The sequence below is a fragment of the Streptomyces sp. NPDC104371 genome, assembly GCF_055583785.1.
This window is the reverse complement of record NZ_JBVJNF010000003.1, coordinates 250528-266482: the sequence shown is the minus strand read 5'-3', so window position 1 is coordinate 266482 and position 15955 is coordinate 250528. Positions and strand designations below refer to the sequence as shown.

General features: G+C 71.3%; 12 protein-coding genes. 5 read left to right on the top strand and 7 right to left on the bottom strand.

The window, feature by feature from the left end; genetic code table 11:
- Positions 1-51 precede the first annotated feature (51 nt).
- The gene (locus ACZ60T_RS11840; RefSeq protein WP_469665752.1) at positions 52-801 is read left to right on the top strand and encodes an enoyl-CoA hydratase/isomerase family protein; all 750 of its coding nucleotides are present in this window, start codon (positions 52-54) and stop codon (positions 799-801) included.
- Here the strand turns inward: ACZ60T_RS11840 and ACZ60T_RS11835 are convergent.
- Both ACZ60T_RS11835 and ACZ60T_RS11830 read right to left on the bottom strand, forming a co-directional pair.
- Positions 788-1423: a DJ-1/PfpI family protein gene (locus ACZ60T_RS11835; protein WP_365628182.1), complete on the bottom strand. Its 636-nt coding sequence runs from the start codon at positions 1421-1423 to the stop codon at positions 788-790. The two genes, ACZ60T_RS11840 and ACZ60T_RS11835, sit on opposite strands and share 14 nt — an antisense overlap.
- Before the next feature lie 29 nt (positions 1424-1452).
- Positions 1453-2406 carry a GlxA family transcriptional regulator gene (locus tag ACZ60T_RS11830; RefSeq protein ID WP_469665751.1) on the bottom strand — a complete coding sequence of 318 codons (954 nt, stop codon included), beginning with the start codon at positions 2404-2406 and terminating at the stop codon, positions 1453-1455.
- Positions 2407-2618: 212 nt separating this feature from the next.
- Between ACZ60T_RS11830 and ACZ60T_RS11825 the strand changes: the two genes are divergently transcribed.
- Positions 2619-5003 carry a Tex family protein gene (locus ACZ60T_RS11825; protein ID WP_365628176.1) on the top strand — a complete coding sequence of 795 codons (2385 nt, stop codon included), beginning with the start codon at positions 2619-2621 and terminating at the stop codon, positions 5001-5003.
- A gap of 79 nt (positions 5004-5082) precedes the next feature.
- On the opposite strand, the gene ACZ60T_RS11820 is transcribed toward ACZ60T_RS11825, so the two are convergent.
- Positions 5083-6102, bottom strand: a complete 1020-nt coding sequence (locus tag ACZ60T_RS11820) for an oxidoreductase (protein WP_469665750.1) — start codon at positions 6100-6102, stop codon at positions 5083-5085.
- Between the two features lie 66 nt (positions 6103-6168).
- On the opposite strand from ACZ60T_RS11820, the gene ACZ60T_RS11815 reads away from it, so the two are divergent.
- Together ACZ60T_RS11815 and ACZ60T_RS11810 are read left to right on the top strand one after the other, a co-directional pair.
- Positions 6169-7131, top strand: coding sequence for an FAD-dependent oxidoreductase (locus ACZ60T_RS11815; RefSeq protein WP_469665749.1), 963 nt, complete (start codon positions 6169-6171; stop codon positions 7129-7131).
- A 130-nt stretch (positions 7132-7261) separates the two neighbouring features.
- The gene (locus ACZ60T_RS11810; RefSeq protein WP_469665748.1) at positions 7262-8731 is read left to right on the top strand and encodes a M1 family metallopeptidase; all 1470 of its coding nucleotides are present in this window, start codon (positions 7262-7264) and stop codon (positions 8729-8731) included.
- Between the two features lie 66 nt (positions 8732-8797).
- Here ACZ60T_RS11810 and ACZ60T_RS11805 read toward each other — a convergent pair whose 3' ends face one another.
- Complete coding sequence (locus tag ACZ60T_RS11805; protein ID WP_469665747.1) at positions 8798-10264, bottom strand: amino acid permease; 1467 nt, start codon at positions 10262-10264, stop codon at positions 8798-8800.
- 246 nt (positions 10265-10510) lie between these two features.
- Here ACZ60T_RS11805 and ACZ60T_RS11800 point away from each other — a divergent pair, with 246 nt between their 5' ends.
- A complete protein-coding gene (locus tag ACZ60T_RS11800; protein ID WP_365628161.1) occupies positions 10511-11218 on the top strand; it encodes a MerR family transcriptional regulator in 708 nt (235 codons plus the stop codon).
- Positions 11219-11295: 77 nt separating this feature from the next.
- Here ACZ60T_RS11800 and ACZ60T_RS11795 read toward each other — a convergent pair whose 3' ends face one another.
- Genes ACZ60T_RS11795 through ACZ60T_RS11785 form a run of 3 tightly spaced genes read right to left on the bottom strand, consistent with a single transcriptional unit; the run spans position 11296 to position 15932 of the window.
- The gene (locus tag ACZ60T_RS11795) at positions 11296-13476 is read right to left on the bottom strand and encodes a 3-hydroxyacyl-CoA dehydrogenase NAD-binding domain-containing protein (protein ID WP_469665746.1); all 2181 of its coding nucleotides are present in this window, start codon (positions 13474-13476) and stop codon (positions 11296-11298) included.
- A 31-nt stretch (positions 13477-13507) separates the two neighbouring features.
- Positions 13508-14722 (bottom strand): acetyl-CoA C-acetyltransferase, encoded by a 1215-nt coding sequence (locus ACZ60T_RS11790; RefSeq protein WP_469665745.1) that lies wholly within the window; start codon positions 14720-14722, stop codon positions 13508-13510.
- 49 nt (positions 14723-14771) lie between these two features.
- Positions 14772-15932 carry a CaiB/BaiF CoA transferase family protein gene (locus ACZ60T_RS11785; RefSeq protein ID WP_469665744.1) on the bottom strand — a complete coding sequence of 387 codons (1161 nt, stop codon included), beginning with the start codon at positions 15930-15932 and terminating at the stop codon, positions 14772-14774.
- Positions 15933-15955: the final 23 nt, after the last annotated feature.

Sequence of the window (15955 nt, the reverse complement as noted above, 5' to 3'; positions counted from 1 at the left end):
CCCGTCGCCCCCGTCCCGTACGCCTTGGGACGTACGGATAGCATCCGGCCCATGGAGCCGCAGTTGCTGCACAGCGTCACCGACGGGGTCGCGACCGTCGTCATCCACCACCCGGCCAAGCGGAACGCCATGACGGCCGGCATGTGGGAGGCCCTGCCACCCCTGCTCGACGCGCTGGCCGCCGATCCGGACATACGGGTGCTGGTGCTCACCGGCGAGGGCGGGACGTTCTGCGCGGGCGCCGACATCTCCACGCTGCGCGGGTCGCCGACGGCGGCGCAGACGCTGGCCGTACGGGCCGAGGAGGCGCTGGCCGCGTTCCCGAAGCCGACACTGGCGGCCGTGCGCGGTCACTGCGTGGGCGGCGGCGTGCAGTTGGCGGCGGCGTGCGATCTGCGGTTCGCGGAGGAGGGCGCGCTGTTCGGGGTGACCCCGGCCAAGCTGGGGATCGTCTACGCGGCTTCCTCCACGCGGCGGTTGACCTCGCTGGTGGGCCCCGGCACCACCAAGTACCTCTTGTTCTCGGGTGAGTTGATCGACGCCCCGCGGGCCCTGCGCACGGGGCTGGTCGAGGAGGTGCTGCCCGAGGGCGAACTCGACAAGCGGGTGGCGGAGTTCACGCGCCTGCTGGGCGCGCGCTCCCTCCTGACCCAGGCCTCGGCCAAGGAGTTCGCGAACGGGCGCACGGACCGGGACGCGTACTGGGCGGAGCAGGCGCGCGGCAGCGGCGACGCCGCGGAGGGCGTCGCCGCGTTCCTGGAGCGCAGGCAGCCGCGGTTCAGCTGGACTACGTCAGACTGAAGCGGCTCTTGGCGCGGAACTCCTCCACGAGGTGGGCGGGCGCCTTCAGCGGGGACCCCGCGTCGTAGGGCGGTTGCGGGTCGTACTCGGTCAAGAGCTGTACGGCCTGGGCGTGTTCGTCGCCCGCGATCCGGCCGAGCAGGGTCAGCCCCATGTCGATACCGGCGGAGACACCGGCCGCGGTGACGTACTTGCCGTCGAACACGACGCGCTCGCCCGTCGGTTCGGCGCCGAACCGGGGCAGGGTGTCCAGGGCCAGCCAGTGCGAGGTGGCGCGGCGGCCCTGGAGCAGCCCGGCGGCGGCCAGCAGCAGGGAGCCGGTGCACACGGACGTCGTCCAGGTGCTGGTGGCGTCGGCAGCGCGCAGCCAGTCGAGGAGGACGGGGTTCTCCATCTGCGGGGTCTGGCCGGGGCCGCCGGGGACGACCACGATGTCGGGGCTCGGTACCTCGGCCAGGGTCCGGTCGGCGGTGAGCGCGAGGGCTCCGGTGTCGGTGCGCACGGGTCCGGCCTGCTCGGCGACGAAGACGGTCTCCGCGTCGGGGAGGCGGCCGAGGGTCTCGTAGGGGCCGACGGCGTCCAGGGCGGTGAAGCGGTCGTAGAGGACGATGGCGATCTGCATGGTGTTCCCTTCGGTGGGAGGGGCGAGGGTCAGGTGGCGGCCGCGGGGCGGAAGCGGCGCCGGTACTCCGCCGGGGCCGTGCCGAGGGCCTTCACGAAGGCACGGCGCATCGACTCGGGCGTGCCGTAGCCGCTGGCGCGGGAGATCTCCTCGACGCCGTCGGCGGTGTCCTCCAGCAGACGGCGGGCGTGTTCGAGGCGGACCCGGTCCACATAGCGGCCGGGGGTCGTCCCGGTCTCGTTCTGGAAGGCGCGGGCGAAGTGGCGGGGCGACAGCCTGGCCCGCGCGGCGAGCGACTCCACGGTGAGGTCGTCGCCCGGGTGTTCGGTGATCCACTGCTGGACCTCGCGCAGGGGCGCGCGTTGCGCGGTCTGGGCGGCGAGCTGTGCGCTGAACTGGGCCTGGTTGCCGGGGCGGCGCAGGAAGACGACGAGATGGCGGGCGATGCTCAGCGCGGCCTCACGGCCCAGGTCGTCCTCGACGAGGGCCAGGGCGAGGTCGATGCCGGAGGTGACACCGGCCGAGGTGGCGACGGAGCCGTCGCGTACGTAGATGGGGTCGGGGTCGACGTCGATCTCGGGGTGCTGCCGGGCGAGCGTCTCGCAGTACGCCCAGTGCGTGGTCGCCCGGCGGCCGTCGAGCAGGCCCGCGCGGGCGAGGAGAATCGCGCCGGTGCAGACGGAGACCAGCCGCTCGGGGCGGCGGCCGTGCGCGCGCAGCCAGTCGACCAGGCGCGGGTCGGGGCCGCGGGTGCCCTGGCCGCCCGGGACGAGCAGGGTGTGCGCGGCGGGCGCCTCGGCGAGGGCGTGGTCCGGGACGAGCGTGAGGCCGCTGGAGGTGCGGACGGGAGCGCCGTCCAGGGAGGCCGTGGTGATGTGGTACGTCCCCGGGCAGCGCGTCTCGGCGCCCGCGAAGACCTCCACCGGGCCGGTGACGTCCAGGCTCTGCACGCCGTCGAAGAGGACGACCAGAAGGGTACGCATACGTCGATTCTTGGCCCGCCGGGGGACGGCCGCAAGGACGAATATCCCACGTTTCCTGCCATACCTCCCCGTGTCCACGCTGCCCCGGACGGTGCGGAGCGACGTGGCCGATCCGCGTGCGGCGACGTGGCCGATCGGCGCCCTGATCGCCCGTTGTCGGGGCCACCTGCCACAATTGCCGCGCAACCTCAGTGGAGAAGGCGGTACGGGACGTGACCACACCCCTCGTAGGGTCCATCGAAAGCAGGATCGCCGAGGAACTCGGCGTACGGGAGCGGCAGGTGCGGGCCGCGGTCGAGCTGCTCGACGGCGGTTCGACGGTGCCCTTCATCGCCCGCTACCGCAAGGAAGCGACCGAGATGCTCGACGACGCGCAACTGCGCACGCTCGAGGAGCGGCTGCGCTATCTGCGCGAACTGGAGGAGCGGCGGACGGCGATCCTGGAGTCCGTGCGCGAGCAGGGCAAGCTCACCGAGGAGTTGGAGGCGCGGATCCGGGGCGCGGAGACCAAGGCGCGCCTGGAGGACGTCTATCTGCCGTTCAAGCCGAAGCGGCGGACGAAGGCGCAGATCGCGCGCGAGGCGGGTCTGGAGCCACTGGCCGAGGGCCTGCTCGGTGACCCCGGTGTCGAACCGCTCGCCGCGGCAGCCGCGTTCGTCGACGCCGACAAGGGAGTGGCCGACGCGCAGGCCGCGTTGGACGGCGCGCGGGCGATCCTCACCGAGCGCTTCTCCGAGGACGCGGACCTGATCGGCGAGTTGCGCGAGCGGATGTGGGTGCGCGGGCGGCTGGCCGCCAAGGTGCGGGAGGGCAAGGAGGAGGCGGGCGCCAAGTTCGCCGACTACTTCGACTTCGCCGAGCCCTTCACCGAGCTGCCCTCGCACCGGATCCTCGCGATGCTGCGCGGTGAGAAGGAGGAGGTCCTCGATCTCGTCCTGGAGCCGGAGCAGCCCGCCGAGTCGGCCTCGGCCGCGTCGTCGTACGAGGGCATCGTGGCGCAGCGCTTCGGGATCGCCGACCGTGGGCGGCCCGGTGACAAGTGGCTGACGGACACGGTCCGTTGGGCCTGGCGCACCCGGATCCTCGTGCATCTCGGCATCGATCTGCGCCTCCGGCTGCGCACGGCCGCCGAGGACGAGGCGGTGGCGGTGTTCGCGGCGAACCTGCGCGACCTGCTGCTCGCCGCCCCGGCCGGTACGCGCGCGACGCTGGGTCTGGACCCCGGGTTCCGTACGGGTGTGAAGGTCGCCGTGGTGGACGCGACCGGCAAGGTCGTCGCGACGGATGTCATCCACCCCCATGTCCCGGCCAACAGGTGGGACGAGGCCATCGCCAAGCTGGCGCGCCTGGCCAAGGAGCACGCGGTCGAGCTGGTCGCGATCGGCAACGGCACGGCGTCCCGCGAGACCGACAAGCTCGCCGGTGAACTGATCACCAAGCACCCGGAGTTGAAGCTCACCAAGGTGATGGTGTCCGAGGCGGGCGCGTCGGTGTACTCGGCCTCGGCGTTCGCCTCGCAGGAACTGCCGGACATGGACGTGTCGTTGCGCGGCGCGGTCTCCATCGCCCGCCGTCTCCAGGACCCGCTGGCCGAGCTGGTGAAGATCGACCCGAAGTCCATCGGTGTCGGCCAGTACCAGCACGACCTGTCCGAGGTGAAGCTGTCCCGCTCGCTGGACGCCGTGGTCGAGGACTGTGTGAACGGCGTGGGCGTGGACGTCAACACGGCCTCGGCCCCGCTGCTCGCCCGGGTCTCCGGTATCTCCTCCGGGCTCGCGGAGAACATCGTCAAGCACCGTGACGACAACGGCCCGTTCGCCTCGCGTACGGAGCTGAAGAAGGTGGCGCGGCTCGGCCCCAAGGCCTTCGAGCAGTGCGCGGGCTTCCTGCGCATCCGGGGCGGCACGGACCCGCTGGACGCCTCCAGCGTGCACCCGGAGGCGTACCCCGTCGTCCGGCGCATGGTGAAGACCTCCGGCGCGGAGGTGGCCGCGCTCATCGGCAACACGTCGACGCTGCGCTCGCTGAAGCCGTCCGACTTCGTGGACGAGACGTTCGGTCTGCCGACCGTGAGCGACATCCTGAAGGAGCTGGAGAAGCCGGGCCGTGACCCGCGGCCCGCGTTCAGGACGGCCACGTTCAAGGAAGGCGTCGAGAAGCTCTCCGATCTGTCCTCGGGGATGGTCCTGGAGGGGGTCGTCACGAACGTGGCCGCCTTCGGTGCCTTCGTGGACATCGGCGTCCACCAGGACGGTCTCGTCCATGTCTCCGCGATGTCCAGGACGTTCGTCAAGGACCCGCGGGACGTGGTGAAGCCGGGCGACATCGTCAAGGTGAAGGTCCTCGACGTCGACATTCCGCGCAAGCGGATCTCGCTGACGCTGCGCCTGGACGACGAGGCCGCCGCGCAGGACAAGCCGGAGGGCGCCGGGCGGCGGCAGCGCGGTGGGCGGCCTCCGCAGCAGCGCCAGGGCCGCCAGGGCGGCGGGTCCCGTCAGGGCGGTGGCTCGCGTCAGGCGCCCCCGCCCGCCAACAGCGCGATGGCCGACGCGCTGCGGCGCGCGGGTCTGCTGGACTCCAAGAACGGCCGCCGCTGAGGTTCGTGGGCCCGGCTTCTCCGCGTCGTCCTCGTCGCGGAGGGGCCGGGCCCGCGGTGGTCCGGCGCCTCGCGGCCGCTCAGTGCGTCACGGCCGCCACCAGCGCGCCCCCGGTGGTCCGGGCCACCACGAAGGACTCCCCCTTCGTCGCCCGGGGATCGAGGGCGATGCGATGGCGGCCCGCTGCCAGGACGTCGTCGAAGGCCTCGTGGACATGGACGCGGTGCAGTCGGTCCTGGCGGTAGGCGGTGACCTGGACGCGGCAGGTGGACGTCACCTCCAGTTCCGCCGCGTCGCCGACCGCGGTCAGCTCGGTGAGGCGGCGGCGCTCCACGGGGGTGCGGTCGAGGGCGTCCTCGATCTGCGCGACGAGCAGGGGCACGATCGGGGCGAGCCCGTCGACCCAGGCGACCTCGGCACCCGCGCGGGCGAACGCCTCCCGCACGGCGGCCCGTTGGGACTCGCCGATCGCTCTGCCGAACGCCACCGCGCCGTACCCGCGCAGCTCCTCGGCGGGCACGTCGGTGGCGTCGTACGCGATCTCCGCGCCGATGCCGATGGTGCGCAGCGCGGCGGCGAGCCGGGCCAGGACGGCGACCCGGGAGCCGATCAGCAGCACCCGGTGCCGCGGCGCCGCAGGGTGGTCGAGCAGGGACGTGAGGGCGCTGCGATAGGCGTCGCCACGGAAGCGGAACGGGCCGATCCCGTGGTAGCCGTTCAGCTCCAGATCCGCCCGCTCGCGCGTCTGCCAGGCGAAGTCGCGCCACACGAAGTCGTCGCCGTCCTTCTCGATGACCGCGGTGACCGCGCCGCAGGACAGGTCCTCGCACTCCGGGCAGCCGTAGATGACGTAACGGCCGCCTTCGAGCGGGGCGTCGGCCTCCAGCAGGAGGCTCTGCACCTGCGCGGTGAAGATCGCGGGCGGTATGTCGGAGGCGAGCGGGGAGACGGCGTCCAGGTCGGAGAGCTGGAACAGCAGCGGACGTCCGTCGACGACGAAGTCCACGAAATCCCGGTGCACTTGGTAGTCACCGCCTGGGAGAACACCACCGGCGCGGATCGCCGGTGCCAGGCCGAAGGTCGCGTACTCGGCAGACATGGTGTGAGTATTCCCACACTGCGCGTGATGTGAGCACGGCAGCGCACATTGGGCTAGCGTCCGGGCGTGGACAGTGAGCGAAGCGATGGTGTGATCGTGGTCGGCGGCGGGGTCATCGGGCTGACGACGGCGATCGTCCTGGCGGAGAACGGCCGACGGGTGCGGGTGTGGACGCGGGAGCCCGCCGAGCGGACCACCTCGGCGGTCGCGGGCGCCCTGTGGTGGCCGTACCGGATCGAGCCCGAGGCCCTCGTGGGCGAGTGGGCCCTCGAATCCCTGGCCGTGTACGAGGAGTTGGCGGCGCGGCCCGAGGTGACGGGCGTCCGTATGGTCCCGGGTGTGCTCGGCGAGACGCGGCTGGCCGAACTGGGGCCATGGGCCGCCCGGATCAAGGGACTTCGCGCGGCGACGGATGCCGAGTACGCCGGGACGGGGCTGTGGGCGCGGCTTCCGCTCATCGACATGCCGACCCATCTGCGGTGGCTGCGCGAGCGGTTGCTGCGGGCGGGAGGGCGCGTCGAGGAGCGTACGGTCGCGGATCTGGCGGAACCGGCCACCGAGGCGTCCGTCGTCGTCAACTGCACGGGCCTGAGCGCCCGCGAGCTGGTGCCCGATCCGCTGGTGCGGCCGGTACGCGGGCAGCTCGTCCTGGTGGAGAACCCTGGCATCACCACCTGGCTGACGTCGGTGGACCCCACGTCCGAGGCGGGCACGTATCTGTTCCCGCAGCCCGGCGGGCTGATCCTGGGCGGCACCGCCGAGGACGACGCCTGGTCGCTCACGCCCGATCCCGGTACGGCCGAGCAGATCATGGCGCGGTGCGCGGCGATGCTGCCGGAGATCGCCGGGGCGCGGGTCCTCGAACACCGGGTGGGGCTGCGGCCGGTGCGGGAGGCCGTACGGCTGGAGCGTGAAGTACTCCCTGGCGGGGGGTCGTTGGTGCACAACTACGGGCACGGTGGCGCCGGTGTCACGGTGGCGTGGGGATGCGCGCGCGAGGCTGCCGAGTTGGCGGACTCAGCTGTCTGAGGGCGCGTCAAACTCGTTGCTCCGGCGGCCGGATGACGATCATTCGGCCGTCGGCGCCATGGACACGGCTGGGGCCCAAGGGACTGAATAGGTCCGAACAGACTTCATGCGCCTACGACTTGGAGTTCTCGTGCACCGCAGACTCATCGCCCCGGGAGCCCTCGCCGCCGCTTCCCTGCTGCTGGCGATCCCGGCATCCGCGGCCGACTACCGGCCCGGGGCTCCGGGCGCCGGCGACGCCTACTACCCGAACTACGGCAACGGCGGATACGACGTCTCCCACTACGACCTGAAGCTCAAGTACCGGCCCGCGACGGACGAGTTGGAGGGCACGGCGACCATCCGGGCCAGGACCACCGAGGATCTGTCCCGCTTCGATCTGGACTTCCTGCTGGACGTCGGCGAGGTGCGGGTGAACGGCGCGAAGGCCTCCTTCGCCACCTCCGGCGAGCACGAGCTGGAGATCACCCCGGCCACCCCGCTGCGCCGGGGCACGCCGCTCACCGTCGTGGTCCGCTACAGCGGGGTGCCGTCCACGAAGAGCGCCTACGGGTTCAGTACCTGGCACCGCACCCCGGACGGCGCGATCGCCGCGGACGAGCCCGAGTCGGCCTGGTGGTGGTACCCGAGCAACGACCACCCGAGTGACAAGGCGACGTACGACGTGTCGGTGCAGGTGCCGGACGGTACCCAGGCGATCTCCAACGGCACGCTGCTGCCGACGCGTTCGAAGCGGGGCTGGACCACCTGGAGCTGGCGGCAGCACAAGCCGCAGGCGACGTATCTCACCACGCTCGCGGTGGGCAAGTTCGACATCACCACGGGGAAGACGTCGGCCGGCGTCCCGATCATCAACGCGTACAGCAAGGATCTCGGCGCCTACGACCGGGCCGCGCGGGCGAGCCTGGAGCGCACCGGGGAGATCGTCGACTGGCTGAGCGGCTATCTCGGGCGGTACCCGTTCGACTCGGTCGGCGGGTATGTCCCCAACACGACCACGTCGTACGCGCTGGAGACGCAGACGCGCGTGTACTACAGCCCGAAGCAGTTCGCGAACGGCGCGAACCCCTCGGTCGTCGTGCACGAGCTGGCCCACCAGTGGTACGGCGACTCCGTGTCGCTGAAGGGCTGGAAGGACATCTGGATCAACGAGGGCTTCGCGCGGTACGCGCAGTGGCTGTGGTCGGAGCACGAGGGCGAGGGCACGACGCGGGAGCTGGCGGACCAGGTGTACGCCTCGCACCCGGCCGACGATCCGTTCTGGACGGTCAGGCCCGGTGATCCGGGCCCGGACGACCAGTTCGACATCGCGGTCTACGACCGGGGCGCGCTCGCCGTCCAGGCGCTGCGCGACGAGGTCGGGGACAAGGCGTTCTTCGCGCTGCTGAAGGGCTGGCCGAAGGAGCACGCGTACGGCAACGCCTCGGTGGCGGACTTCCGGGCGTACGCGGAGCGCGTGTCCGGCAAGCCACTGGCCGCGCTCTTCGACACCTGGCTGTTCCAGCCGTCGAAGCCCACGGCACGCGCCGCGCTGTCCGCCACGACCCCGCCGAAGTCCTGGCAGAAGATCGCCGCGACGAACAACATCCACGCGGACTGATCTCCACCGCCGCGCGGGCGGCCCGGGACGGATACCCCGGGCCGCCTCGCCGGCGGCCCGGATCCGTTATCGCGTGATGCGGGTCAGGCCCTGGTTCTCGGTCTGGGCGCGGCGGCGGCCGAGGGCGAACCAGCCGCCGACGAGCAGGGCGGCGATCACGGGCAGGAGCAGCAGCGTCTTGCGGCCGATCCCGGGGTCGTTCCACATGAGGACGAGGACGGCGAGCAGGAAGCCGATGGTCACCAGCTCCGTGACCGGGCTGCCGGGCAGCCGGAAGGAGGGCCGGGTGACCAGGCCCGCCTTGGCGCGGCGGACGAAGACCAGGTGGCAGATCATGATGATCACCCAGGTGCTGATGATCCCGAGGGACGCCACGTTCAGCACGATCTCGAAGGCCTGGCTCGGCACGAGGTAGTTCAGGCCGACGCCGAGCACGCACACCGCGCAGGTGAGCAGGATGCCGCCGTAGGGGACCTGGCTGCGGTTCATCCGCGCCGTGAACTTCGGCGCCGACCCCGCCATCGCCATGGAGCGCAGGATGCGGCCGGTGGAGTAGAGGCCCGAGTTCAGCGACGACATCGCGGCGGTCAGCACGACCAGGTTCATCACGTCACCGGCCGCCGATACGCCGATCTTCGACAGGACGGTGACGAAGGGGCTCTCGCCCGCGGAGTAGACCGAGCCGGGCAGCAGCAGCGCGAGCAGGACCACGGAGCCGACGTAGAACAGGCCCACGCGCCACATGATCGAGTTCACCGCGCGCGGGACGACCTTCTCCGGCTCGGCGGTCTCGCCCGCGGTGACGCCGACCAGTTCCAGGGCCGCGTAGGCGAAGATCACGCCCTGCATCACGATGACCACGGGCATGACCCCGTGCGAGAAGAAGCCGCCGTTGTCGCCGATCACGCTCAGGCCCGGGGTGTGGCCGCCCACCGGGTGCTGGGTGGCCAGCAGGAAGATGCCGATCAGCATGAAGCCGACCAGGGTGGCGACCTTGATGATCGCGAACCAGAACTCCATCTCGCCGAAGATCCGCACCGAGATCAGGTTCACGGCCAGGACGACCGCGAGCGCGATCAGGGCGAGCACCCACTGCGGGACGGAGGTGAACATGCTCCAGTAGTGCGTGTAGAGCGCGATGGCGGTGATGTCGGCGATGCCGGTCGTCGACCAGTTGAGGAAGTACATCCAGCCCGCGACGTAGGCGCCCTTCTCGCCGAGGAACTCACGCGCGTACGACACGAAGGACCCGGACGAGGGCCGGTACAGGACCAGCTCGCCCAGCGCGCGGACGACGAAGAAGGCGAAGACACCGCAGACCAGGTAGGCCAGCGCCAGGGCGGGGCCCGCGCTGTGCAGCCGGCCGCCCGCTCCGAGGAAGAGGCCCGTGCCGATCGCCCCGCCGATCGCGATCATGTTGATGTGGCGGGACTTGAGGTCCTTGCTGTAACCGGCGTCGCCCGCGTCTGCGGGCTGGTGGGTCGCACCCCCGGAGGATGCGGCCACGGCCGTGTTCACGGCGTCCTTGCTCACGCGTGGATCTCTCTCTGTGGCTCGGTAAGTCCTCGGCCCGGCCGACTCTGAGGCGGCACAGACCGAGCGCCACACTCTCTCAGAAACCTTTGCGAATGCGATAACGCAGATCACATAGCGGGACTTCTCACATGTTCTCCGTATCTTCACTGAATGTCCCGATATATGAACGCCAACCGATCGCTCTGAGTCGTTCTGAGCGCGTAGAGGTTTCACAGCATTAGTGGGACAGCGATACTGCTCCATATGACGACCGAGACCGAGGAGCCGACGCTCACCGTCGACGAGCTGGCCGCGCGCGCGGGCGTCACGGTCCGCACCGTCCGCTTCTACAGCGCCAAGGGACTGCTGCCCCCGCCGGTGATCGGGCCGCGGCGTGTGGGGCACTACGGGCCGGGGCACCTGGCCCGGCTGGAGCTGATCGACGAATTGCAGCGCCAGGGTATGACGCTGGCCGGGATCGAACGGTATCTGCGGCAGCTTCCCACGGACCTGACCGCGCGCGACCTCGCGCTCCAGCGGGCCGTCGTGGCCTCCTGGGCGCCGGACGCCGTGGAGGCGGTGTCCCGCGAGGAGCTGGAACGCCGCGCGGGACGGGCGCTGGACGAGGACGAGCTGGAGCGGCTCGCGGCGCTCGGGGTCATCGAGCGGGCCGACGACCGCTTCCGCATGGACCCCGGGCTGCTGCGCCTCGGCGTCGAGCTGATCGACGTCCCGTTCACCCATGAGACGGTCCTCGCCGCCCGCACCGTCCTGATCGAGCACTCCCGGGCCGCGGCGCACGCGCTCTCGCGGCTGTTCCGCGACGCCGTGGCCGAGCGCGACCCCACGGACGTACGGTCCCTGTCCGCGCATATGCACCCGCTGGTGGTGCAGGCGCTGCTCACCACCTTCCAGCGCTCCCTGAAGGAAGAGCTGCGGGAGTGGCTCGCCCGGCCCGCGCAGGACCGCTGAGCCGTCGATGAACATGCGGGTGCCCGCGGAGCCTTACGGCCTCCACGGGCACCCGCGGTCCGATACGCGACCCGAGGTCAGCGCGCGTCGGTGAAGCGCTCTCCCCGCTCCGCCTTCTCCACCAGCAGCGCGGGCGGCGTGAACCGCTCGCCGTAGCGCTCGGCCAGCTCCCGCGCACGGGCCACGAAGCCCGCGAGACCGCCGTCGTACCCGTTGATGTACTGAAGGACGCCGCCGGTCCAGCCGGGGAATCCGATGCCGAAGATCGAGCCGATGTTGGCGTCGGCGACGGACGTCAGCACGCCCTCCTCCAGCAGCCGGACGGTGTCCAGCGCCTCGGAGAACAGCATGCGCTCCCGCATGTCCTCGAACGGGATCTCGTATCCCGGCTCGGTGAAGTGCTCGCGCAGGCCCGGCCACAGCAGGCCGCGCTTGCCGTCCTCGCCGTACTCGTAGAACCCGGCGCCACCGCTGCGGCCGGGGCGCTCGAACTCGTCGACCATGCGGTCGATGACGGCCTCGGCCGGGTGCGACGCCCAGGTGCCGCCCGCCTCCTCGACCGCCCGCTTCGTCTCGTTACGGATCTTGCGGGGCAGGGTGAGCGTCAGATCGTCCATCAGGGACAGCACCTTGGCGGGGTAGCCCGCCTGCGCCGCCGCCTGCTCGACGGAGGCGGGCTCGATGCCCTCGCCGACCATCGCGACACCCTCGTTGATGAAGTGGCCGATGACGCGGGAGGTGAAGAAGCCGCGCGAGTCGTTGACCACGATCGGCGTCTTGTTGATCTGCCGCACCAAATCGAAGGCGCGCGCCAGCGCCTCCTCGCCGGTCCGCTCGCCCTTGATGATCTCGACCAGCGGCATCTTGTCGACGGGCGAGAAGAAGTGCAGCCCGATGAAGTCGCTCTGCCGTTCCACACCCTCGGCGAGCACGGTGATCGGCAGGGTCGAGGTGTTGGAGCACAGCAGCGCGTCGGGCTCGACGATGTGCTCGATCTGCTGGAACACCTTGTGCTTGAGCCCCGGGTCCTCGAAGACGGCCTCGATGACGGCGTCACAGCCCGCGAGGTCGGTGGCCTCGGCGGTGGGGGTGATCCGGGCGAGCAGCGTGTCCGCCTTCTCCCGCGTCGTACGCCCCTTGGCGACCGCCTTGGCGCACAGCTTCTCGGAGTAGGCCTTGCCCTGGGCCGCCGCCTCCGGAGAGACGTCCTTGAGCATGACCTCGATGCCCGCGCGGGCGCACGCGTAGGCGATGCCCGCGCCCATCATCCCGGCGCCGAGGACCGCCACCTTGCGGACCGTGCGGGGCTCGATGCCCTGCGGGCGGTTGGCGCCGGAGTTGACGGCCTGGAGGTCGAAGAAGAACGCCTGGATCATGTTCTTCGCGGTCTGCCCGGTGACCAACTCGGTGAAGTAGCGCGCCTCGATGGTCTGGGCGGTCTCGAAGTCGACCTGGGAGCCCTCGACGGCCGCCGCGAGGATGTTGCGCGGCGCCGGGTAGGGGGCGCCGTTCAACTGCTTCCTCAAGTTGGCCGGGAAGGCAGGGAGGTTGGCGGCGAACTTCGGGTTGGACGGCGTACCGCCCGGGATGCGGTAGCCCGGCTTGTCCCAGGGCTGCTGGGACTCGGGGTTGGCGTCGATGAAGGCGCGCGCCTTGGCGAGCATCTCCTCGCGGGTGGCGGTCACTTCATGGACCAGGCCGTTGTCCAGGGCGCGCCGGGGCGTGTACTGGGTGCCCTGGAGCAGCACCTTCAGCAGGGCGTCGGTGATGCCCATCAGCCGGACGGTACGGGTGACGCCGCCGCCCGCCGGGAGCAGGCCGAGGGTGACCTCGGGCAGGCCGATCTTGGAGCCGGGGGCGTCCAGGGCGACGCGGTGGTGGGAGGCGAGGGCGATCTCGTAACCGCCGCCCAGGGCCGCGCCGTTGAGGGCGGCGACGACCGGCTTGCCGAGGGTCTCGATACGGCGCAGCGCGTGCTTGATCGCCATACCGGTCTCGAAGACCTGCTGGGCCTCGTCGGGGCCGACCTTCATCATGTCCTTGAGGTCGCCGCCGGCGAAGAAGGTCTTCTTCGCGGAGGTGTAGACGATGCCGCGGATGGAGTCCTTCTCGGCCTCGGCGCGCTCGGCGATCGCCGCGATCGACTCCTTGAACGCCTGGTTCATGGTGTTCGCGGACTGGTTCGGGTCGTCGAGGACGAGGGTGACGATGCCGGTGTCGTCCTGTTCCCAGCGGATGGTGGTGGACTCGAGTGTCATCAGGGGTGCTCTGTAGGTCCGTCGGGGAAGGTCAGACACGCTCGACGATGGTGGCGATGCCCATGCCGCCGCCCACGCACAGCGTGGCCAGCCCGTATCGCTTGTCCTGGCGCTCCAGTTCGTCCACCAGGGTGCCGAGGATCATCCCGCCGGTCGCGCCGAGCGGGTGACCGAGGGCGATGGCGCCGCCGTTGACGTTGACCTTGTCCAGCGAGATCCCCATCTCCCGCACGAACCGCAGCACGACTGCCGCGAACGCCTCGTTGATCTCGACCAGGTCGATGTCGTCCATCGTCAGGCCCGCCTTGGCGAGCGCCTTGCGGGTGGCGGGCGCGGGGCCGGTCAGCATGATCGTCGGCTCGGAGCCGGAGACCGCCGCCGAGACGATCCGGGCGCGCGGGGTCAGTCCGTACCGCTCGCCGACCGCCTTGGAACCGATCGCGACGAGCGACGCGCCGTCCACGATGCCGGAGGAGTTGCCCGCGTGGTGGACGTGGTCGATCTTCTCGACCCAGTGGTACTTCTGCAGCGCCACCGCGTCGAAGCCGCCCAGGTCGCCGATGTCCGCGAACGACGCCTTGAGCTTGGCCAGCGAGTCGGCGGTGGTGCCGGGGCGCATGTGCTCGTCGTGGTCGAGGACGACCAGGCCGCTGCGGTCCGTCACCGGCACCACGGACTTCTCGAAGCGGCCTTCCTTCCAGGCGGTCGCGGCGCGCTCCTGGGACAGCGCCGCGAACTCGTCCACGTCCCGCCGGGTGAAGCCCTCGATGGTGGCGATGAGGTCGGCGCCGATGCCCTGGGGCACGAAGTTGGTGGCCATGTTGGTCATCGGGTCGGCGAACCAGGCGCCGCCGTCCGAGGCCATCGGGACGCGCGACATCGACTCGACGCCGCCCGCGAGCACCAGGTCCTCCCAGCCCGAACGGACCTTCGCCGCGGCCAGGTTGACGGCTTCGAGGCCGGACGCGCAGAAGCGGTTCTCCTGGACCCCGGCGACCGTGTCGGGCAGCCCGGCGGCGATCGCGGCGATCCGGGCGATGTCGGAGCCCTGGTCGCCGACCGGGCCCACGACCCCGAGGACGATGTCGTCGATCGCGGCCGGGTCGAGGTCGGGGAACCGGCGCCGTACCTCGTGGATGAGTCCGACCACCAGGTCGATGGGCTTGGTGCCGTGCAGGGCGCCATTGGCCTTGCCGCGCCCGCGCGGGGTGCGGATCGCGTCGTACACGTACGCTTCGGTGCTCACTGGTAAGCCTTTCGAGGAGGGTCGGCCGAGCGGGAACGGCGGGTGATCTTCAGTCGCCGTCCTGGAGAGGTCGGGGGACGTCGTCCTGGAGGAGTCGGGGGACGTCCCAGTCACGCGCCACGTCCGCGGTGGCGGCGCCGGGCCGGGCCGGGCCGCCGCGGACCGACGTGGGGGTGACCGAGAAGCGGGGCGCGGGCGCCGGTTGGGTGATGCCCTCATGGTCGGTGAAGGTGCCGCGGGCGGCGAGGTGGGGGTGGGCCGGGGCCTCGCGGAGCGAGAGGACCGGGGCCACGCACGCGTCGGAGCCGTCGAAGAGCCGGGTCCACTCGTCGCGGGTACGGGTTCTGAAGCGGGCCGCGATCGCCTGCCGCAACTCGCCCCAGCGGGCGATGTCCTCGCGGGCCGGGAGCTGCTCGTCGAGGCCGAGCAGCTTCACGAACTCCGCGTAGAACTGCGGTTCCAGGGCGCCCACAGCCATGGCGCGGCCGTCGGCCGTCTCGTAGGTGCCGTAGAAGGGGCAGCCGCCGTCGAGGAGGTTGGCGCCCCGGCGGTCCTGCCAGCCCCCGGCGGCGAGCATGCCGTAGATCATCGAGGTCAGATGGGCGGTGCCGTCGACGATGGCCGCGTCCACGACCTGTCCGGCGCCCGTCGCGCGCGCGTGATGGAGGGCGGCGAGGACGCCGACGACGAGGTAGAGCGCGCCGCCCGCGTAGTCGCCGAGGAGGTTCACGGGGACGGTGGGCGGTGCGTCGGGGTCGCCGATCATGCCGAGCGTGCCGGTGAGCGCGATGTACGCGATGTCGTGTCCGGCGCGCGGGGCGAGCGGGCCGTCCTGGCCCCAGCCGGTCATCCGGCCGTAGACGAGGCGGGGGGTGCGGGCGTGGCAGGCCTCGGGGCCGATGCCGAGGCGTTCGGCGACGCCCGGACGGTAGCCCTCGATGAGGATGTCGGCGCGTTCGACCAGGTCCAGGACGCGGGCGGGGCCGTCCTCGGACTTCAGGTCGACCACCACCGAGCGCTTGTTGCGGTTGGTGATGTCGTACTCGGGGGCGACCCCGAGCCCCGGACCGCCCGGCCGGTCGACGCGCACCACGTCGGCGCCGAGATCGGCCAGCAGCATCCCGGCGAACGGGCCGGGTCCGATGCCCGCCAGCTCGACGACACGCACACCCGCGAGTGGGCCGTGCCCAGGCGTCCCTGCCACTGCCATCAAGCCCCCAGCTCTGTGACACA

Bases quoted from the DNA above. Each gene is read 5' to 3' on its own strand.
- ACZ60T_RS11835 (WP_365628182.1), bottom strand. From the start codon at position 1,423: ATGCAGATCGCCATCGTCCTCTACGACCGCTTCACCGCCCTGGACGCC.
- ACZ60T_RS11785 (WP_469665744.1), bottom strand. From the start codon at position 15,932: ATGGCAGTGGCAGGGACGCCTGGGCACGGCCCACTCGCGGGTGTGCGT.
- ACZ60T_RS11800 (WP_365628161.1), top strand. From the start codon at position 10,511: ATGACGACCGAGACCGAGGAGCCGACGCTCACCGTCGACGAGCTGGCC.
- ACZ60T_RS11795 (WP_469665746.1), bottom strand. From the start codon at position 13,476: ATGACACTCGAGTCCACCACCATCCGCTGGGAACAGGACGACACCGGC.
- ACZ60T_RS11830 (WP_469665751.1), bottom strand. From the start codon at position 2,406: ATGCGTACCCTTCTGGTCGTCCTCTTCGACGGCGTGCAGAGCCTGGAC.
- ACZ60T_RS11820 (WP_469665750.1), bottom strand. From the start codon at position 6,102: ATGTCTGCCGAGTACGCGACCTTCGGCCTGGCACCGGCGATCCGCGCC.
- ACZ60T_RS11840 (WP_469665752.1), top strand. From the start codon at position 52: ATGGAGCCGCAGTTGCTGCACAGCGTCACCGACGGGGTCGCGACCGTC.